Source organism: Streptomyces camponoticapitis (assembly GCF_014646115.1).
GTDB classification, from domain to species: domain Bacteria; phylum Actinomycetota; class Actinomycetes; order Streptomycetales; family Streptomycetaceae; genus Streptomyces; species Streptomyces camponoticapitis.
In genome coordinates, this window is the sequence record NZ_BMMV01000033.1 from 1 (window position 1) to 20122 (window position 20122).

Here is a 20122-nt window from a genome sequence, read left to right on the forward strand (position 1 = left end):
GCTACGGGCCGCCAGAGCCGAGCAGCAGACCGATGCCTGGAAGGAGCGCTACAAGATCCGCGCCGGGGACGAGGGGACCATCGCGCAAGGCATCCACCGCTGCGGCCTGCGCAGATCCCGCTACCGCGGCCTTGCGAAGACCAGCCTCCAGCACCAGCTCACCGGCGCTGCGATCAACCTCACCCGGATCGACGCGCACCTCACCGAAACGCCCCGGGCCCGCACTCGCACCAGTCACTTCGCAGCACTTCGCCCCGCCGACCAACCAGTCGACGGGGCGAAGCGAGGCCCGAATTAACCAACAGCGTCCGGGTGTCCGGTACGGGCCACCGGCGTCGTCGTCGCGGTCGTGTCCGGTGCGCGCGGGTCAGCGGGCGGTCGCGCCACGACCCGCGCGGTCGAGCGTCTGACGTACATCGGAGTCGTGGTAGTAGGTGCGCCCGGCACGGGTGCTGCGGCGCCAGCGGCGCTCGCTCGCGTGGCGGTAGACGCTGCCCGGCGCGATGCCCCACAGGCGGGCTATGTCGGCCGCGCTGACCCAGCGGGTGTCCGACGGGGAGTCGGCCCGCGCGTCCGACCCGGCGTCCGGCCGTGCGTCCTCGGCGGACCGCCCGGCCGCCGATCGGCCCGGCGTCGGTGAGGAGGCCTTCGCACGGCGGGAGTTGATGCGGTGGCTGAGCTGTAGCCACTCGTGGCCGAGCCAGCGGTGGGCCGGGTCGGCGTCGCAGATGATCTCGGCGGGGACCTGCGGCTTCCGCGGATCGACGCGGGCGGCCAGGGAGCCGGCACAGGACTCCTCGACGCAGACCCCGATCGGCACCCGGCGCGCCTCCGAGGGGTCGATCACCCGGCGGGCACGGCGTACGACCCGCGCCAGCTCCTCGGAGAGATCACCGGCGGCGTCGTGCGCGCCCAGCCAGTCGGCGTGCCGCGTGAGGAATTGCGCGAGCGCGTCGACCGAGCGGGGCGGGGCGCTGAGACGCCGCTCCTCGACGACCAGCCCGACCCAGGTCCAGAGGGTCGAGGCGAACGCCGAACGGGCCTCGGCCGCCGCCATGTTGAACGGCATGCCCGGCAGCGGCCCCCCACTCGTCCTCTCGCGCGGCTGGTCGGAGCCGCCGAGCAGCCGCCCGCACTCCTCGTACAGCCCCGCCGCCGCCTTCAGTTCGGCCAGCAGCCGTCTCTCGCACCCCGGGCACAGCCGGCGCCCGGCCTCGGCACGTCGGCGGACCAGCCCCGATGCCTCCCGGGTCGCGCAGCCGGCTCCCCCGCACACCGCTGTCGCCGCGGCGGCACGAATCGTGTGGTTACGCATGGCGGACTCCCCCTCAGTCGAATTGTCGCCACGCTAGTTCGGGAGTTCGACCCGGGCAACCGAGCCACCGGGAGTTGCAGGACACTTGACACCGATTTCGCAGGCACTTTCCATCTGCCATGACTCTGACGTGATTTGACATTTCCCTGTAGGGCCGGATCTTGACCGGGGCCGTACGAGCGAAGAGAGTCGTGGCTAACGTCCTTCGAACTGTGCCCGGTCGGCGGAGAGTTCACGATTCCGCAGACCGCACACCGTTCTGACGTCGAATTCACACAGCTCTGAAAGTGGACCGCTTGACGCGGGCTGCCGCCCCGAAGAGGCTATTGAATACCGTCCGCCGACGTGTGCTGAATCCCCGGTGAATGCCGCGCGCCGCGCTCGCCGGACCACAGCGACTCCGTCCGCGCCTCTTCCGGTCGGTGACCGACGACCGACCAACGAAACCATTCGGAGGAGCCGCTGATGGCTACGCAGGAAGCAACGATCCAGGTACCGCACGCGGGCCCGGCCCATGAGCGCCGGGCCATCGCGCGCAGCGCGCTGCGCGTCTTCGCCCGGGAGGGCTGGCAGCGCTCCGACACCGAGGCCGTGGCGGCCGAGGCCGGAGTCGACGCGAGCACGGTGCGCCGGTACTACAAGGACAAGGAGCAGCTCTTCCTCGGTGTCCTGCTGGAGAGCACCGCGTCGGTGTCGGCGGCGCTCACCGCGATCGCCGAGCGGCACCTCACCCGGATCACGGATCTCGAACCCGATCTGATCGCCTTCGGTCTCGCCTGGCAGTCGCCGATCGCCGACTATCCGGACCACTTCGCCCTGGTGCGGCGGATCTCGGCGGAGGTGTCGGTCCTCCCGCAGATAGTCATGGAGATCTGGCAGAACGCCGGACCGCGGCCGGCCCGGCGCGAGCTGGCCCGCCATCTGCAGCGGCTGTCCGAGGAGGGAGTGCTGGCCATCGAGGACGGCGACGCGGACCTGGCGGCGGGCCGTTTCATCCTGCTGACCTCCACCGGGATCGTCCAGCGGACGTTCCACGGGACCGTGCCGCTCGGCGACCGGGAGATCGAGCAGCACATCACCGACGGTGTGCGGGACTTCCTCAGCCTCTACCGGCCGGCCGACCGGCCGTCGCCGGACGCGAGCGCGTGAACCGGAACGGTCCCTGTCCGAAGGAGAGACGAGTGAGGCACAGCACGCTGACCGTGGCTCGGACGGATGTTGATCCGAGCGTGGACGTCGCCCGTCTGATCGGGGATTTCGACGCCACAGAAATGCCGCACCGGACGGGTACGCGGCGGCGGCGGCTCTTCGCGTACCGGGGGCCCCATTTTCACCTCCGGGATTTCGACGACGACAACGGCGGCCGGCTGATCGAGGAGGCGAAGTCGAATTCTCGCTCCATACGGATCAGTGACGAACTGAAGCCCCTTATCGATGCTTACGACCCGGCCACTCGGCGGTCCCCGAAGGATGCCATGGCCAGGCGTTTCTACAACTGGGAGGCGAAGGCGTGACACATCGTCGAGTGGTGATCACGGGAATAGGTGTCACCGCCCCGGGTGGGATAGGCCGCAAGAACTTCTGGTCCTTGCTGAGCGAGGGCCGCACCGCCACCCGCGGAATCACGTTCTTCGACCCGTCGCAGTTCCGTTCGCAGGTGGCGGCGGAGATCGACTTCGATCCGGAGGCCCATGGGTTCTCGCCGCACGAGATCCGGCGGATGGACCGGGCCGCGCTGCTCGCGGTGCTCTCCGCGCGCGAGGCGGTCGCCGACAGCGGGCTGGACTTCGCGGGCGTCGACCCGCACCGGATGGGGGTGACCATCGGCAGTGCGGTCGGCGCGACGATGGGCCTGGACCAGGAGTACCGGGTCGTCAGCGACGGCGGCCGGCTCGACCTGGTCGACCACCACTACGCCGTCCCGCACCTCTACAACCACTTCGTACCGAGCTCCTTCGCGGCCGAGGTCGCCTGGGAGGTGGGGGCCGAGGGCCCGGCAACCGTGGTCTCCACCGGCTGTACATCGGGCATCGACTCGGTGGGCCACGCGGTCGACGTGATCCGCGAGGGCACGGCCGATGTGATGGTCACGGGTGCCTCGGACGCGCCGATCTCGCCGATCACCATGGCGTGCTTCGACGCGATCAAGGCCACCACGGCACGCAACGACGACGCGGAGCACGCCTCCCGGCCGTTCGACGGCACGCGCAACGGCTTTGTGCTGGGCGAGGGTTCGGCCGTGTTCGTCCTGGAGGAGCTGGAGTCCGCGCGGCGGCGGGGGGCGCACATCTACGCGGAGATCGCCGGCTACGCCTCACGCTGCAACGCCTTCCACATGACCGGTCTGCGGCCCGACGGCAACGAGATGGCCGAGGCCATCCGGGTGGCGCTGGGCGAGGCCCGGCTGCCGGCCGATTCGGTCGACTACATCAACGCGCACGGCTCCGGTACGAAGCAGAACGACCGCCACGAGACGGCCGCGTTCAAGAAGAGCCTGGGCGATCACGCGTACCGGACGCCGGTGAGCTCCATCAAGTCCATGGTGGGCCACTCCCTGGGGGCGATCGGCTCGATCGAGATCGCCGCGTCCGCGCTGGCGATGGAGCACCACGTGGTGCCGCCGACCGCCAATCTGCACACGCCGGACCCCGAATGCGACCTGGACTACGTGCCGTTGACGGCGCGGGAGCACCGTACGGACACCGTGCTCTCCGTCGGCAGCGGTTTCGGCGGCTTCCAGAGCGCCATGGTGCTGGCCCGTCCCGACAGGAGCGTGGCATGACGAAGGTAGTCGTCACCGGCCTCGGCATCGCGGCCCCCAACGGGACCGGCGCCGAGGAGTACTGGGCCGCCACCCGCGGCGGCAAGACCGGCATCGGCCGGATCACCCGCTTCGACCCCGCACGGTATCCCTCCCAACTCGCGGGTGAGATCAAGGGGTTCGACGCGGAGAGGCATCTGCCGGGCAGGCTGCTGCCGCAGACCGACCGGATGACCCAGATCGCGCTCGCCGCCACCGACTGGGCCCTCGCCGACGCGGGGGTACGGCCGGGCGACATGAGCGACTACGACATGGGCGTGGTGACGGCGAGTTCGTCGGGCGGCTTCGAGTTCGGCCAGAACGAGCTCCGGAAGCTGTGGAGCCTGGGCAGCAAGCATGTCAGCGCGTACCAGTCCTTCGCCTGGTTCTACGCGGTGAACAGCGGCCAGATCTCGATCCGTAACGGTATGAAGGGCCCCAGCGGCGTGGTCGTCAGCGACCAGGCCGGCGGGCTCGACGCGCTCGCGCACGCCCGGCGGCAGATCCGCAAGGGCACCCGGCTCATCGTCACTGGCTCCATCGACGCCTCGATCTGCCCCTGGGGCTGGGTGGCGCAGATCGCCGGTGGGCGGCTGAGCACGAACGACCACCCCGACCGGGCCTATCTGCCCTTCGACGCGGAAGCCGGCGGTCATGTGCCGGGCGAGGGCGGCGCGATCCTCATCATGGAGAACGCGGACGGCGCCCGCGACCGGGGCGCCAGGGTCTACGGCGAGTTCGCCGGTTACGGAACGACCTTCGACCCGAAGCCCGGCAGCGGCCGGCCGCCCGGTCTGCGCAAGGCCATCGAACTGGCGCTGGCGGACGCGGAGGCCGAGCCGGGGGACATCGACGTGGTGTTCGCCGACGCCGCCGCCGTACCGGAGCAGGACCGTACGGAGGCCGAGGCGATCACCGCGGTCTTCGGCCCGAGCGGCGTCCCGGTCACCGCGCCCAAGACGATGACCGGCCGGCTCTACTCCGGCGCGGCCCCGCTCGATGTGGCCACGGCCCTGCTCGCCATCGAGGAGGGGCTGATCCCGCCGACCACCAACGTCGAGCAGTCGGCCGAGTACGACCTGGACCTGGTGACGGGCCGGCCGCGTACCGCCGCGGTGCGCGCCGTGCTCGTACTCGCACGCGGCGAGGGCGGTTTCAACTCCGCCGCCGTGATCCGCGACGCGCGCTGAGACCGCGTCGCGCCGTATGCCACCGGCCGCCCCTCGGCGGCCGGTCGGTGCGCCCCGCCGTGTCGCGGACGCACCAGCTCCACCCATCACCCACGAACGACAGTCCGAAGGGACAGCCATGGCCACGAACACCTTCACCATCGAGGACCTCAAGCGCATTCTCCTGGAGGGTGCGGGCGAGGAGGAGGGCGTCGACCTGAACGGCGACATCCTCGACACCGACTTCGAGGAGCTCGGTTACGAGTCGCTGGCTCTGCTGGAGACCGGCGGCCGGATAGAGCGCGAGTACGGCATCACGCTCGACGACGAGGCGCTGACCGAGAACCGGACGCCGCGGGCGCTGATCGCCGCCGTCAACACCCACCTCGAAGTCCCCGCCGCGGCCTGACCGTGCCGAAGCGGCAGCCGTGGCCGTCCGGGCTCCCTCCCCAACAGGGCCCGGACGGCCACGGGCCGCCGCCCCGCCGCGCGCCCTTCCACCCGCGGCGACCCGTCAACAGCCCTCATCACGCATCAACGTCGTTTGGAGAAGTGAAGTCATGTCGCAGCAGGAGAAGCGTGTTGCTCTGGTTTCGGGTGCCACGAGCGGGATCGGTCTCGCCGTCGCCCGGCTGCTCGCCTCCCAGAACCACCGGGTGTTCATCGGCGCGCGCAACGCCGAGAACATCACCTCGACCGTCAAGCAGCTGCGCGAGGAGGGCCTCGACGTCGACGGAACCGTCCTCGACGTGCGTGACAGCGCCTCCGTCACCGCGTTCGTGGAGGCGGCCGTGGCCCGTTACGGACCCGTCGACGTCCTCGTCAACAACGCCGGACGCAGCGGCGGCGGCATCACCGCCGACCTGACCGACGAGCTGTGGGACGACGTCATCGACACCAACCTCAACAGCGTCTTCCGGCTCACCCGCGAAGTCCTCAACACCGGCCGTATGCGCCACAGCGACCGCGGCCGCATCATCAACATCGCCTCCACGGCGGGAAAGCAGGGCGTGGTCCTCGGCGCCCCCTACTCCGCCTCCAAGCACGGCGTCGTCGGCTTCACCAAGGCGCTCGGCAACGAGCTCGCCCCCACCGGCATCACCGTCAACGCCGTCTGCCCCGGGTACGTCGAGACCCCCATGGCGCAGCGCGTCCGCCAGGGCTACGCCAGCGCCTACGACACCACCGAGGACGCCATCCTCACCAAGTTCCAGTCCAAGATCCCCCTCGGCCGCTACTCCACCCCCGAGGAGGTCGCCGGCCTCGTCGGCTACCTCGCCACCGACACGGCCGCCTCCATCACCGCGCAGGCCCTGAACGTCTGCGGCGGCCTCGGCAACTTCTGACCCGACCCCACCGGCCCCACCACCACAAAGGGAGTACGCGCATGTCCCAGACCGGCCCCGGCCCGCGCGAAGTCGAACACGAGATCACCGTCTCCGCCCCCGCCGCAACCGTCTACCAGCTCATCGCCGACGTCGAGAACTGGCCCCGTATCTTCCCCCCGACCATCCACGTGGACCACGTCGAACAGGGCGAGGCGCACGAACGCATCCGCATCTGGGCCACCGCCAACGGCGAGCCCAAGAACTGGACCTCACGCCGCACCCTGGACCCCGACGCGCTGCGCATCACCTTCCGCCAGGAGATCTCCACACCGCCCGTCGCCACCATGGGCGGCACCTGGATCATCGAACCCGTCACCGCGGACGAGTCCAGGATCCGGCTTCTCCACGACTACACCGCCATCGACGACAACCCCGCCGACCTGGCGTGGATAGACGAGGCGGTCGACCGCAACTCGCGCTCCGAACTCGCCGCTCTCAAGACCAACGTCGAGGCCGCGCACCAGGCCGACGAACTCACCTTCTCCTTCGAGGACACCGTCCACATCAACGGCTCCGCCAAGGACGTCTACGACTTCATCAACGAAGCCGGCCTCTGGAACGAACGTCTCCCCCACGTCGCGACCGTCCGTCTGGAGGAAGACACCCCCGGCCTCCAGACCCTGGAGATGGACACCCGCGCCAAGGACGGCTCGACCCACACCACCAAGTCCTACCGGGTCACCTTCCCCCACCACAAGATCGCCTACAAGCAGGTCACCCTGCCGGCGCTCATGACCCTCCACACCGGCCACTGGACCTTCAACGAGAACCAGCACGAGATCGGCGGCCGGACCGTGGTCGCCGCGACCTCGCAGCACACCGTCGTCATCAACACCGAGAACATCGCGCGCGTCCTCGGTCCGGACGCCACCGTCGGCGACGCCAAGGAGTACGTCCACACCGCGCTCAGCACCAACAGCCGCGCCACCCTCGGCCACGCCAAGAACTACGCAGAACAGCGGGCCTGACCATGCGGGGGCAGAAGCCGGAGCAGAGTGAGGTCCTTCAGACCCAGGTCATCGTGGTGGGCGCCGGACCCGTCGGGCTGATGCTCGCGGGTGAACTGCGTCTCGGCGGGGCCGAGGTGATCGTGCTGGAGAGCAGGACGGCCCCGACGACGGAGTCGCGCGCCTCCACCCTGCACGCCCGCACCATGGAGATCCTCGACAGTCGCGGGCTGCTGGAGAAGTTCGGCAGCCCGCCGACCGAGCCCCGTGGGCACTTCGGCGGACTGCCTCTCGATCTGACGTCGAGCAGCCGCTACCCGGGCCAGTGGAAGGTCCCGCAGACGCGGACCGAGGAAGTCCTCCAGGAGTGGGCCCTCTCGCTCGGCGCGGAGTTGCGGCGCGGCCACGAAGTGGTGGCACTGAGCGTCGCGGAGGACCACGTCGAGGCGGAGGCCGCCGGCCCCGGCGGGACGGTGCGGGTACGGGGGCGCTATGTGGTCGGGTGCGACGGTGAGGACAGCGCCGTACGCCGTCTGACCGGGACTCCGGCGCCCGGACAGGGAGCCGGACGCGAGCTGATCCGGGCCGATGTGGCGGGTGTCGAGATCCCCGACCGGCGCTTCGAACGGCTGGAGAAGGGGCTCGCCATCGCGGCGCGGCGCGCCGACGGCGTCACCCGGGTGATGGTGCACGAGTTCGGCCGGACGGCGGAACCCCGCACCGGGGAGCCGGAGTTCGAGGAGATCGTCGGGATCTGGAAGCGGGTCACGGGCGAGTCCATCGGACACGGCACACCTCTGTGGGTCAACGCCTTCGGTGACGCCAGCCGGCAGGTCGTGCGCTACCGCGAGGGGCGGGTGCTGTTCGCCGGCGACGCCGCGCACCAGCAGATGCCGATCGGCGGCCAGTCCCTCAACCTGGGACTCCAGGACGCCGTCAATCTCGGCTGGAAGCTGGCCCTGGAACTCGTCCGGCCCTCGTCCGGCGAGCTGCTCGACAGCTACCACACCGAGCGGCACGCGGTCGGCCGCCGCGCGCTGTCCCACATCAAGGCGCAGGCGATGCTGCTGCTCGGCAGCCCCGAGGTCGAGGCGATCCGTACGGTCTTCGGTGAGCTCATCGACCGGCCGCGGGTCCGCGGGCATCTGGCCGGGACCATCACCGGGCTAGACATCCGTTACGACGTCGGGCCGGGCGACCACCCGCTGCTCGGCGCGCGGCTGCCGGACGTCCCACTGCGCACGGAGCGGGGGGAGAGCAGCACGACGGCTCAACTCCGCACCGGGCGTGGTGTGTTGCTGGTCCTCGACGAGAGCGGGCCGGCGGACGGCCCGGGGGACGCCGGGCCGTCCGCCGGGCCGGACACCTCGGACGGCTCACGGGGCGACGGCCTGCGCGCGGTCGCCGAGCCCTGGGCGGACCGCGTCGTGACCGTCGCGGCCGGTCTGCGGCGCGGCGGCCCGCTGGCGGGCGCCGGTGTCGTCCTGGTGCGGCCGGACGGGCACATCGTGCACACCGGACCCGGGACGGACGGCCTGGTGACCGCCCTGGAGCGGTGGTTCGGCGCGCCGGGCGCCCCGGAGCCCCGGACCGCGAGCACGGCGGCGGGACCGGCCGCGGCCCCGGTCACGGCCGAGGCCGTCGCCGTCGCCGTCGCCGTCGAGACACGACCGGCCGGAGCGTCGGCCGGATCTTTCACCGGTCCGTCATTCGCCGGGCCATCCATCGACACTGGGAGAAACGACATGGGCAGGCTCACGGGCAAGACAGCTCTGGTCACGGGTTCGAGCCGGGGCATGGGCCGGGCGACGGCCGTACGGCTGGCGCGGGAGGGCGCGCTGGTCGCCGTCCACTACACCAGTCGCGCGGACGCCGCCGAAGAGGTCGTCGCCTCGATCGAGAAGGACGGCGGGCGCGCCTTCGCGGTCCAGGCGGAGCTGGGTGTCCCCGGAGACGTCCACGAGCTGTTCGTGGGCCTGGAGCGGGGGCTGAAGGAGCGCACCGGTTCGACCGAGCTGAACATCCTGGTCAACAACGCGGGTGTGATGGGCGGTGTCGCTCCCGAGGAGACCACCCCGGACCAGTTCGACCGGCTGTTCGCGGTGAACGCCAAGGCGCCGTTCTTCCTCATCCAGCGCGCGCTCAAGAACATCCCGAACGGTGGCCGGATCATCAACATCACCTCCGGACTGACCCGTTGCGCCAATCCGCAGGAGATCGCCTACGCGATGACCAAGGGCGCCGTGGACCAGCTGGCGCTGCACTTCGCCAAGCACCTGGGCCCGCGCAACATCACCATCAACAGCGTGGCGCCGGGCATCACCCGTAACGGCAACCCGGTCTTCGACATGCCCGAGGTGGTCGAGCAGATGGCGCAGCTGTCGGCTCTCGGCCGGGTCGGTGAGCCGGAGGACATCGCCGACGTGGTGGCCTTCCTCGCGTCCGACGAGGCCCGTTGGGTCACCGGCTCGTTCGTGGACGCCACCGGCGGCACGCTGCTGGGGTGAGTCCGTCCGAGCGGCTCTCCGCCGCGCCGACAGGGCCGACCGCGTCATCGCGGCCGGCCCTGTCGCGTTTCCGCTCCAACCGATCCGGGAGAGGACCTTGACGTCGTACAGAACATCCACCGGCACCGCCGCGATCGCCCCGGCGGCGGCCCCCACGGCGGTGAGTCCACGGCTGTGGGGGCTGCTCGCCGTACTGGCGGGAAACATGCTCATCGACGCCCTCGAAGTGTCCGTGATGGTCGTGGCGATGCCTTCGATCGGCGCCGGCCTGGGTCTCTCCCTGACCGTGTTGCAGTGGACGATGAGCGGTTTCGCGCTGGGCTTCGGCGGTCTGATGCTGTTCGGCGGCCGGGTGGTGGCGCTGCTCGGCCGGCGGCGGGTGTATCTGGCCGCGCTGCTCGTCTTCGCCGCCGCGTCCCTGGTGGCGGGGGTGACGAGCGATCCGGCGCTGCTGATCGCCACCCGCTTCGTCAAGGGCTTCTGCGCCGCGCTGACCGCGCCGACGGGGCTGGCCATCATCAGCACCGCCTTCGCGGAGGGGCGTGAGCGCGGTCGCGCGCTGTCCGTGTACACCCTCTTCGGCGCCGGGGGTTTCACCGCCGGGCTGCTGTTGTCCGGTGTGCTCACCGAGATCAGCTGGCGCTGGACGCTGGTCTTCCCCGCCCCCGTGGTGCTGCTGCTGTTCGTCTTCGGATTGCGGCTGATCCCCTCCGACGAACCGGAGGCGGCGGGGCCACGACACTACGGTGTGGCCGCGGCGCTCAGTTTCACGGGCACCCTCGCCGCGCTCGCGTTCGCGATCGCGGCCGTGCCCGGGGCGGGCTGGGGCGGTGCGCGTGTGCTCGGCCTCGGCGCCCTGGCCGCGACGCTGTTCAGCGTCTTCCTCGCCGTCGAACGCCGGGCGTCCCGGCCGCTGGTGGGGGCGGGGGCGTGGGTGAACCGGGCTCTGATCCGTTCCGCCCTGGGGGCGGCCGCGCTCAACGGCTCATATCTCGGGCTGCTGTTCGTCATCACCTTCCACCTTCAGACACGGCTCGGCTGGGGCCCGCTGCACACCGGACTCGCGCTGCTGCCCGCGAGCGCCCCGCTGGCGGCGACCGCGCTGCTCTCGGGGCGCATGGTCAGCAAGTTCGGCGCCCCCAGGCTGATCGCTCTCGGCGCGCTGCCGCCGCTGCTGGGCCATCTCTGGTTCCTGCGCCTGTCCGCGCCGACCGATTACGCGTACGACGTCCTGCCGGCGCTGCTGCTGGTCGGGGCGGGCTTCGTACTCACCTTCGCGGCGTTGAACGCGCAGGCCACCGCAGGCGCACCGGCGGCCGGGCGGGGCATGGCGGGCGGGGTCTACCAGACGGCGGTGCAGGCGGCCGCGGTCGTGATGATCGCGCTGGTCGCGACCCTGCTGGCCGGCGACGTGGCGCCCGCCGGCGCCTTGGAACCGGCGGTCCTGGAGAGCTACCGGCCGGCGGTCCTCCTGATCACCGGTGTCGGCGCGCTGGGGTTCCTCGTCGGTCTGTCCGGGCTGTTCCCGCGTACGCGTGAGCGCCCGCCCGCGTCCGCACCCGCCTCCGAGCCCGGCTCCGAATCCGCTCTCTCCGCCCCCGTACCTCCTCGCACACCGTGACCTGAAAGGAATCACATGAGCCTCCAACAGATTCTGTCCGTCACGCCCCTCGACGGCTCCGGCACCGACCTCGACGACGACTACTCCGACACGTACGCGTACGCCTATGACGACGGCTACGACGACGAGTACGACTTCGACTTCGACGACGAGGACGGCGTCTGGGACGCGGACATCCTCGGCCCCGAGGTCACCGTGCCCGACCGGGACGTGCTCGCCGAGCTCCCGTCGGCCGAACGCACCCGGATCATCGAGGAGTTGGTCCGTCAGGAGCTCGGCCGGGTGCTGCGCGTTCCGCCGTCGGACATCGAGACGACCGGCAGCACGATGAACGCCCTGGGCGTGGGTTCCATCGCCGGGCTGCAGATCCAGAGCCAACTGGAGGCCGCCCTTCAGGTCGAGGTGAACCTCCAGCAACTCCTGCTCGCCAACAGCGCCGCCGAGCTGATCGACTGCCTCGCCGGACAACTCGGTCCGGGTGACTCGGTCCACGCGAGGAACGCCGGGAACCGGGGACGGCACACCGCGAAGCCGTCCGGCGCCCCCACAGCTCCGGACGCGAGAGCCGGGACGACGGGCTCGCTGTGAACGCGAGTCGCACCGGCAGCGCCGTACCTGAGGGGACCGGACGGCCCGGCCCGATCGCGGCGCCCATGGCGGGGGATGGGCGTCTGGACCTGTGGCTGCTGCGGCTGCCGAAATACGACCGTATCGCCGGTTCGCTGGACCGGTCCGAGCTGAGCGACGCGGAGCGCGGCCGGGGCGCCGCGTTCCTCCGGCCCGCCGACTCGGTGCTCTATCTCTCGGCGCACATCGCGCTGCGCCGGGTGCTGGCGTCGTATCTGGGGATCCACCCCCGCGACGTGGTGTTCTTCCGCGAGCCCTGTCCGGGTTGCGGCGGCGCGCACGGACGGCCGGCGGTCCGGCCGGTGGCGTCGCCGGGCGTCCTGTCGGCGGAGCCCCCGCTGCATTTCTCCCTCTCGCACAGTTCAGGTGTGGCGCTGATGGGAGTGGCCGGGGTCCCGGTGGGCGTGGACGTGGAGCGGCATCCGCGCGAGGAGACCGCCGAGGTCTGCGCCAGAGCGCTGCACACCGACGAACGGGCGGAGCTGGCCGCGCTGCCGCGAGAGGCACGCCCGGACGGGTTCGGCCGGATCTGGACGCGAAAGGAGGCCTATCTCAAGGGCCTTGGCACCGGTCTGGGGCGGGAGCCGTCCCTGGACTATCTCGGTTCGGACACCGGCAGGAGGCCGGAGGGCTGGACGATCCTCGACGTTCCGTGCGGTCCGCGCCACCACGGCGCCGCCGCTCTCCTGGGGACCGGGCCGGTTTCGGCGTCGGTCCGTCGGCTGCCCATGAACAGTCTCCTCCTCGGCGGTGCCGTGGAGTCCGACGACGGTCCGGACGCGCAGTCGTCCGCCGCGTAGATCGTGAAGGAGCAGGTTGTGCAGCAGCAATTGAACGAGTTGAGCCAGCTCAAGGAGGCGGCGCGCGGCGGACCGAGCGAGCGCGCCACCGAAGTACAGCACGAGAAGGGCAAGTTGACGGCGCGCGAGCGTATCGACCTGCTCCTGGACAAGGGTTCGTTCAACGAGGTCGAACCCCTGCGCAGGCACCGGGCGTCCGGCTTCGGACTGGAGAGCAAGAAGCCCTACACCGATGGTGTGGTGACGGGCTGGGGCACCGTGCACGGCCGTACCGTCTTCGTCTACGCGCATGACTTCCGCATCTTCGGCGGGGCGCTGGGCGAGGCGCACGCGCAGAAGATCCACAAGGTGATGGACCTCGCCGAGGCGGCCGGCGCCCCGCTGGTGTCGCTCAACGACGGGGCGGGCGCGCGTATTCAGGAGGGGGTGCTGGCGCTCGCCGGCTACGGCGGGATCTTCCAGCGCAACACCCGTTCCTCGGGGGTGATCCCGCAGATCTCGGTGATGCTCGGCCCGTGCGCGGGCGGCGCCGCGTACTCGCCGGCGCTCACCGACTTCGTGTTCATGGTCCGGGACACCTCGCAGATGTTCATCACCGGGCCGGACGTGGTGCGCGCGGTGACCGGTGAGGAGATCACCCAGAACGCGCTGGGCGGCGCGGACGTGCACGCCTCGGTGTCCGGTGTGGCGCACTTCCCGTACGACGACGAGGAGACGTGCCTGGAGGACGTGCGCTTCCTGCTGTCGCTGCTGCCGTCGAACAACCGCGAACTGCCCCCGGTCGTCAGAACCGACGACCCGGCGGACCGCACCACGGAGGCGCTGCTCGACATCGTCCCCACCGAGTCGGGGCGTTCCTACGACGTACGGGCCGTCATCGAGGAGATCGTCGACGACGGCGAGTGCTTCGAGGTGCATCCGGCATGGGCGACCAATCTGGTCTGCGCGCTGACCCGGCTGGACGGGCAGGTCGTCGGCATCGTCGCGAACAACCCGGGCTCGATGGCGGGGGTGCTGGACATCGAGGCGTCCGAGAAGGGGGCCCGGTTCGTGCAGTGGTGCGACGCGTTCAACGTGCCGCTGGTGACGCTGGTCGACGTGCCGGGCTTCCTGCCCGGTGTCGACCAGGAGCACAACGGCATCATCCGGCGCGGCGCGAAGCTGCTCTACGCGTACTGCAACGCGACGGTGCCGCGGATCTCGCTGGTGCTGCGCAAGGCGTACGGCGGCGCGTACATCGTGATGGACTCCCGCTCGATCGGCGCGGACCTGGCGCTGGCCTGGCCCGGCAACGAGATCGCCGTCATGGGCGCGGAGGGCGCCGCGAACGTCATCTTCCGCCGGGAGATCGCCGCCGCGGACGACCCGGAGGCCGTCCGGCAGCAGAAGATCAAGGAGTACAAGGCGGAGCTGATGCATCCGTACTACGCCGCGGAGCGTGGCCTGGTCGACGACGTGATCGACCCGCGCGACACCCGCAAGATCCTGATCCGCTCGTTGGCGATGCTGCACGCCAAACACGCCGACGTGCCCTGCCGCAAGCACGGCAACCCGCCGCAGTGAGGGGCCGGGACCGCCCGGCGGCCGGGTTCGTGACGTTCGGGGTGCTGCGGGTGGACGGCCCCGGCACCGCCGCCGAGCTGGTCGGGATCCTCACCGAAGAGGTGACCCGCTGGGTGCGGCACACCGAGGGGTTCGTCTCGGCCCGGGTGCATGTGAGCCTCGACGGCGGCACCGTCGTCAACCGGGGCCAGTGGACGAGTGAGGAGGACTATCACTCGTCGTTCCGCAGCCGGCCCGCCGACGGTGTGCTGCCGACCATCGCCGGCCGTCCGGGGGTGCTGGCCGCCACCGTGTTCACCGGCACCCCGGCGCCGGGCATCGAGGGCCCGCAGGCGGCGGAGGAGCCGGGCGTGGTGGCCGTGGCCACCCGGCATCTGAGCGGCCACGAGTCGGCCGTCGAGGTGACGGGCCTGCTGGCGCGCAGCGGTGAGTGGAAGCGGCACCATCCCGGCTTCATCTCCGCGACGCCCTATCTCAGCCAGGACGGCACGACGTTCATCAACTACCCCATGTGGGTCAACGAGTTCGCGTACTGCTCCTGGATGCGCGACCCGCGGATCACCGAGGGACAGGAGGAGATAGCCCGTCTTGAGGTCGCCCCGCCGGAGTACCTGTTGTGCACGGTGGCGGCCGAGGTGGAAGCCCCGGCGCGGCCCGCGCGGCCCGGCGCGGCCGGCGAGAACGGCAAGGAACCCGGCTCGCGGAGAGCGGGCCCCCAAGGAGGAGGAGAGAGTTGAGCACCGAAGCTCCGGAACGACACCTTTCCGGTCCGACCGCCGAGGAACACCGCGCGGCGCCACCGCCCGGACTCGCCGGGGAGGACGACGAATATCCGGCGGACACGCACATCATCCGCGGCATCGACTGAGCGGCGCGAGCGGCGCGCGAGAGCGGGCGCGGCCACGCGGAGGGGTTCTGAGACCCGTAGGGAAGTGAGGGAATCCATGACCGCGAAGGGCCAGGCGAGGACCGGCACGACCGGCACCATCGGCCGAGCGGCACCGGCCGTGCTCCTGTTCGCCTCCACCCTCACCGTCATGGCGGGGACGGTACTCGTCCCCGTCCTGGCGCTGATCCGTGACGACCTCGGTATCGGCTCCACCGCGGCGGGGCTGCTGCTCACCGCGCACGCGCTGTCGATCGCGGTGGCCGGTCCGCTCGCGGGCTGGTCGATCGACCGCTGGGGGCTGCGCGCGCCACTGGTCACGGGGCTGCTCGTGTACGGACTCGCGGGCGGCGCGGGCCTGTTCGTCGAGTCGTACACCGCGCTGATCATCAGCAGGCTCGTCTTCGGCGTGGGCGCCGCGGCGGTGTTCACCGGTTCCACGGTGGCCCTGCTGACGCTCTATCAGGGGGCCGAGCGGGACCGGGTGATCGGCCGGCGTTCGACGGCCATCAGCTTCGGCGGCATCGTGTGGCCGCTGCTGGGCGGCGCGCTCGGCGGGATCTCCTGGCACAGCCCCTTCGCGGTCTATCTGGTCGGTCTGCCGGTCGGTGTGGCGATGCTGTGGGTGCTGCCCTCGGTCCCGGCCGCCGAGCGCGGTGCCGGTCGCGGGAACACGGTGCGGCTGCTGCGCCTGTTGCCCGTGCGGGTGTGGGGGCTCTACGCGGTGTCGTTCGTCAGCTCGCTGCTTCTGTACGTGCTCGCGGTCTTTCTGCCGCAGCGGCTGGCGCAGGTGGGTGTCGAGCGGCCGTTTCTCGTCGCCTGCTACACCATGGCCACCTCGCTGAGCGGCGCGGTGGCCGGTCTGGTCTATGTACGGCTGCGGCGGCGGTTCGACTACGCCGGACTGCTCCGGGTGGCCGCGGCGGCGTGGGTGGCGGGGCTGCTGGTGGCCGGTACGGCGCAGCACGTGGCGCCGCTGGCCGCCGCTCCCGCGCTGTTCGGGCTCGGCATGGGGGTGGCGGTGCCCACGCTGACCGTACTGATCGGTGAGGGCGCTCCGCCCGGTACGCGCGCCCGGGCCACCGCCCTGTCGGGGACCGCCGCGTTCACCGGCCAGTTCGTCTCGCCGCTGCTGGTGTGGCCGCTGGTGGGGGCGACCTCGCTCCGGGCGGGGTTCCTGGCCGCGGCGCTGCTCGCCGGGGCCGTGCTGCTCGCGGTCGGGGCGGTCCGGCCGGCGCCGCCACTCGTCACGGCGGGCGCGTTCCACCCTGATCGACACCGCCCCACCAGGCCGGTCGCCGGCCTTGAGAAGAACGGAGACGCGGCATGAACGACGACACACCGGAAGTCCGTGAGATCACCCTGAACGCCGACGGCATCCCCCTGTCGGCGCTGCTCGCCGAACCGCGCCACACACCCTCGCGGGCCGTGGTGGTCGCCGTGCACGGCGGCGGCATGCGGGCCGGCTACTTCGACGGCCGGGCCGCCCCGGGCCAGTCGCTGCTGGAACTCGGCGCGCGGCTGGGCTGGACCGTGCTCGCCGTGGACCGCCCCGGTTACGGCGGGTCGGCGCGGCGGCTGCCGGAAGGGCAGACCCTGGGGGAACAGGCCCTCACCCTGCACGCGGGGCTGGCGGACTTCGCCAACCGGTACGACACGGGCGCCGGGTTCCTCATGATCGCCCACTCCTTCGGCGGCAAACTCGCCCTGACCGCCGCCGCTCAGCAGGGGGTCGAGCTGATCGGGCTGGACATCTCCGGCTGCGGACACCGTTACGCCGTGGAGACGGCCCAGTTGCCGACCACCGGCGCCCATGGCAACTGGCGGCTGAACTGGGGTGTGCTCAGGCTCTATCCGCCCAACGCCTTCAGGCTCAGCGGCCCGTTGGTGGCCCGGGTGCCCGCCCTGGAGGCGCGCGAGGCGCACACCTGGCCGCAGCGGTTCCCCGAGATCGCCGCGAGCATCCGGGCACCGGTCCGCTTCACCTTCGCCGAACACGAACTGTGGTGGCGTCACAGCGACGAGGAAATCGTCGCGCTGACGGGGCTGCTGAGTTCTTCACGCGTGGTCGTTGACCGGCTGCCGAACGCGGGCCACAACATAAGTCTCGGCTGGGCGGCCCGTTCGTACCATCTGCGCGCTCTCGCCTTTCTGGAGGAATGCCTTCTGGAGCGCCAGGTCGCGCTGTCGCGTCATTGAACGCGCGACGTGCCCGGAGGCGCGGGGCCCGACACTCCTCTGACGTGCCTCTGACCTTCCTCTGACATACGCGTCACGTTCTTTCGGCCGGCTGCGCGTATCTGAGGAAACTTCACCGGGATCTGATCCGCGGTCCCTTGAACTCGACCTGAGAACCGAAGAGTCTGGGTGTCATATTTCGCCGCGCTGTCTTCCCCACCGACGTGCGATCCGGCGGCCGCCCAGGGCCTTGCCGCCAATTCCATCTCCCTTGAAGGAAGTTCCGACGATGGCCAAGGAGAAATACATGGACGCCGCTGTTGTTGTCGTGGGTGCCGGCCCGGCCGGTCTGATGCTCGCGGCCGAACTCAAACTCGCGGGTGCGGATGTCATCGCGCTGGAGAGCCGCTCGGAACGGAGCGGGGAGTCGCGCGGACTGGGCTTCACCACCCGCACGATGGAGGTCTTCGACCAGCGCGGGCTGCTGCCCCGCTTCGGGGACATCGAGATAAGCACCCAGGGCCACTTCGGCGGCCTGCCCGTCGACTTCAGCGTGCTGGACGGCGCGCACCAGGCCGCGAAGACGGTGCCCCAGTCCCAGACGGAGGCGAAGCTGGAGGAGTGGGTCGGCGAGCTCGGTGTGGACCTGCGGCGCGGCCACGAGGTGCTGTCCTTCACCGACGACGCGGACGGCGTCGAGATCGAGGTCCGGGGCCCGGACGGCGTCGAGACACTGCGCGCCGGGTATCTGGTGGGCTGTGACGGGGGCCGCAGCATGGTGCGCAAGGCCGCCGGCTTCGACTTCCCCGGGACCGCGTCGACCATGGAGATGTTCCTGGCCGATGTGAAGGGGCTCGACCTCGAACCGCGGATGATCGGCGAGACGCTGCCGGGCGGCATGGTCATGATCGGCAAGCTCGGTGGCGGCATCACCCGGCTCATCCTCTGCGAGCGCGGCAACCCGCCCCAGCGCCGTACCGAGGCGCCGGCCTACTCCGAGGTCGCCGACGGCTGGAAGCGCGTGACCGGCGACGACATCTCGCACGGCGAGCCGGTGTGGGTCAGCGCCTTCGGCAACGCCACCCGGCAGGTCACCGAGTACCGCCGGGGCCGGGTCATCCTCGCCGGCGACTCGGCGCACATCCATCTGCCGGCCGGCGGCCAGGGCATGAACACCAGCATCCAGGACGCGGTGAACCTCGGGTGGAAGCTGGCCGCGGTGGTGCGCGGCAAGGCCCCGGAGAGCCTGCTCGACACGTACCACTCCGAGCGGCACCCGGTGGGCAAGCGGCTGCTGATGAACACTCAGGCCCAGGGCCTGCTCTTCCTCAGCGGTTCGGAGGTCCAGCCGCTGCGTGACGTGCTGCGGGAGCTGATCGGGTACGAGGAGGTCAGCCGGCACCTCGCGGGCATGGTCAGCGGTCTGGAGATCCGTTACGACGTGGGCGGCGGCTCGCATCCGCTGCTGGGCCGCAGGATGCCGCACCTGGAGCTGATCGGGGAGAACGTCAAGACCAGCAGCACCGAGCTGCTGCACGCCGGGCGCGGTGTGCTGCTCGACCTCGGCGACAACGCGGTGCTGCGTGACCGCGCCCGGGGCTGGACGGACCGGATCGACGTGGTGACGGCGGCGCCGCACGGCGTCGCCGAGGGCAGCCCCCTGGCCGGCTCCGGCGCCCTGCTGATCCGCCCCGACGGTTACGTCGGGTGGGCCGCTCCGGGCAGCCACAGCGACCTCCCGATGGCGCTGGAGCGCTGGTTCGGGCCGTCCCGCTAGCGGGCGGTGGGCCGTTGGGGGCCGACGTCCCCGCCGAAACGGGACCGGCGGCACCACGCCGGTCCCGCCGTCGTGTGCGCCGCACGTCAGAGATTCAGGTCGGCGTGTGCGGACTGTCAATCCCCGGTGAAGTGCGTTGACCCGTGAGGGTCGACCGAAGAAGGTGGTTATCAGTCTCCATTGCTGTGCCTCCTGATTACGGCCGCCTTTCCGAGGGTGGCCTTCTTCCATTTGTCGGGGCTTCAGCGATGAAAAGGAGTCAGCGATGGAAACGACCGGGACAGAACATGTTGTCCGGGTGGAGAAAGGTAACCCCGACGACGAGGAGCTGGCCGCGGTGATCGCGGTGGTTCTCGCGTGTGCCGCCACCGCGGACGGGGACCAGGACGAATCGGACGAGAGCCCCGGAGCCGCCTTCAACTGGCGCCCCACGGAACGGGAATCCGCTTATCGCGGCCCTCGGGCCTGGCGGCATATTCCACCCGCTACAAGTCTTCGTTAAGAAACTTGTCGGCCGCCCCCGCAGCCGAAGAAGCTGTTCATG

The 20122-nt window shown here is 70.9% G+C and carries 20 protein-coding genes; 19 read left to right on the forward strand and 1 reads right to left on the reverse strand.

The features are described from left to right. A partial coding sequence (locus tag IEY79_RS33545) for a transposase (protein WP_189111432.1) occupies positions 1-298 on the forward strand: 298 nt, incomplete at its 5' end. A 69-nt stretch (positions 299-367) separates the two neighbouring features. Here IEY79_RS33545 and IEY79_RS33550 read toward each other — a convergent pair. After that, entirely contained in the window at positions 368-1315 is a 948-nt protein-coding gene (locus tag IEY79_RS33550; RefSeq protein ID WP_189111507.1) for a hypothetical protein, read from the reverse strand. Between the two features lie 465 nt (positions 1316-1780). Between IEY79_RS33550 and IEY79_RS33555 the strand changes: the two genes are divergently transcribed. The 18 genes from IEY79_RS33555 to IEY79_RS38505 all read left to right on the forward strand — a co-directional run bounded on the left by IEY79_RS33555 (position 1781) and on the right by IEY79_RS38505 (position 20080). Then, positions 1781-2464, forward strand: a complete 684-nt coding sequence (locus IEY79_RS33555; protein ID WP_189111433.1) for a TetR/AcrR family transcriptional regulator — start codon at positions 1781-1783, stop codon at positions 2462-2464. An 80-nt stretch (positions 2465-2544) separates the two neighbouring features. Beyond that, positions 2545-2829: a TcmI family type II polyketide cyclase gene (locus IEY79_RS33560; protein ID WP_229701352.1), complete on the forward strand. Its 285-nt coding sequence runs from the start codon at positions 2545-2547 to the stop codon at positions 2827-2829. Next, positions 2826-4097, forward strand: coding sequence for a beta-ketoacyl-[acyl-carrier-protein] synthase family protein (locus IEY79_RS33565; protein WP_189111435.1), 1272 nt, complete (start codon positions 2826-2828; stop codon positions 4095-4097). Before IEY79_RS33560 ends, IEY79_RS33565 begins: the two co-directional genes overlap by 4 nt. Beyond that, positions 4094-5305, forward strand: a complete 1212-nt coding sequence (locus tag IEY79_RS33570; RefSeq protein WP_189111436.1) for a ketosynthase chain-length factor — start codon at positions 4094-4096, stop codon at positions 5303-5305. Before IEY79_RS33565 ends, IEY79_RS33570 begins: the two co-directional genes overlap by 4 nt. Before the next feature lie 118 nt (positions 5306-5423). Then, positions 5424-5693, forward strand: a complete 270-nt coding sequence (locus IEY79_RS33575) for an acyl carrier protein (protein WP_189111437.1) — start codon at positions 5424-5426, stop codon at positions 5691-5693. A gap of 151 nt (positions 5694-5844) precedes the next feature. Further along, positions 5845-6630 carry a 3-oxoacyl-ACP reductase FabG gene (fabG, locus tag IEY79_RS33580; protein WP_189111438.1) on the forward strand — a complete coding sequence of 262 codons (786 nt, stop codon included), beginning with the start codon at positions 5845-5847 and terminating at the stop codon, positions 6628-6630. Between the two features lie 41 nt (positions 6631-6671). Then, complete coding sequence (locus IEY79_RS33585) at positions 6672-7640, forward strand: aromatase/cyclase (RefSeq protein WP_189111439.1); 969 nt, start codon at positions 6672-6674, stop codon at positions 7638-7640. A 2-nt stretch (positions 7641-7642) separates the two neighbouring features. Beyond that, positions 7643-10126, forward strand: a complete 2484-nt coding sequence (locus tag IEY79_RS33590; RefSeq protein WP_189111440.1) for an SDR family oxidoreductase — start codon at positions 7643-7645, stop codon at positions 10124-10126. A gap of 97 nt (positions 10127-10223) precedes the next feature. After that, a complete protein-coding gene (locus tag IEY79_RS33595) occupies positions 10224-11747 on the forward strand; it encodes an MFS transporter (protein ID WP_229701353.1) in 1524 nt (507 codons plus the stop codon). Positions 11748-11762: 15 nt separating this feature from the next. Further along, positions 11763-12335, forward strand: a complete 573-nt coding sequence (locus IEY79_RS33600; protein ID WP_189111441.1) for an acyl carrier protein — start codon at positions 11763-11765, stop codon at positions 12333-12335. A 65-nt stretch (positions 12336-12400) separates the two neighbouring features. Continuing rightward, positions 12401-13174 carry a 4'-phosphopantetheinyl transferase family protein gene (locus IEY79_RS33605; RefSeq protein ID WP_189111442.1) on the forward strand — a complete coding sequence of 258 codons (774 nt, stop codon included), beginning with the start codon at positions 12401-12403 and terminating at the stop codon, positions 13172-13174. Between the two features lie 18 nt (positions 13175-13192). Beyond that, positions 13193-14737, forward strand: a complete 1545-nt coding sequence (locus tag IEY79_RS33610; protein WP_229701354.1) for an acyl-CoA carboxylase subunit beta — start codon at positions 13193-13195, stop codon at positions 14735-14737. Continuing rightward, positions 14734-15474 (forward strand): hypothetical protein, encoded by a 741-nt coding sequence (locus tag IEY79_RS33615; protein ID WP_189111443.1) that lies wholly within the window; start codon positions 14734-14736, stop codon positions 15472-15474. The genes IEY79_RS33610 and IEY79_RS33615 overlap by 4 nt, the downstream gene beginning before the upstream one ends. Continuing rightward, positions 15471-15605: a hypothetical protein gene (locus IEY79_RS38115; RefSeq protein WP_268240658.1), complete on the forward strand. Its 135-nt coding sequence runs from the start codon at positions 15471-15473 to the stop codon at positions 15603-15605. Before IEY79_RS33615 ends, IEY79_RS38115 begins: the two co-directional genes overlap by 4 nt. A gap of 76 nt (positions 15606-15681) precedes the next feature. Continuing rightward, positions 15682-16953 (forward strand): MFS transporter, encoded by a 1272-nt coding sequence (locus IEY79_RS33620; RefSeq protein ID WP_189111444.1) that lies wholly within the window; start codon positions 15682-15684, stop codon positions 16951-16953. Further along, the gene (locus tag IEY79_RS33625) at positions 16950-17822 is read left to right on the forward strand and encodes an alpha/beta hydrolase (RefSeq protein ID WP_189111445.1); all 873 of its coding nucleotides are present in this window, start codon (positions 16950-16952) and stop codon (positions 17820-17822) included. The genes IEY79_RS33620 and IEY79_RS33625 overlap by 4 nt, the downstream gene beginning before the upstream one ends. 286 nt (positions 17823-18108) lie before the next feature. Next, positions 18109-19578, forward strand: coding sequence for an FAD-dependent monooxygenase (locus IEY79_RS33630; protein WP_189111495.1), 1470 nt, complete (start codon positions 18109-18111; stop codon positions 19576-19578). Positions 19579-19843: 265 nt separating this feature from the next. Continuing rightward, on the forward strand, positions 19844-20080 hold the full coding sequence (locus IEY79_RS38505; RefSeq protein ID WP_189111446.1) for an acyl-CoA carboxylase subunit epsilon: 237 nt from the start codon (positions 19844-19846) through the stop codon (positions 20078-20080). Positions 20081-20122: the final 42 nt, after the last annotated feature.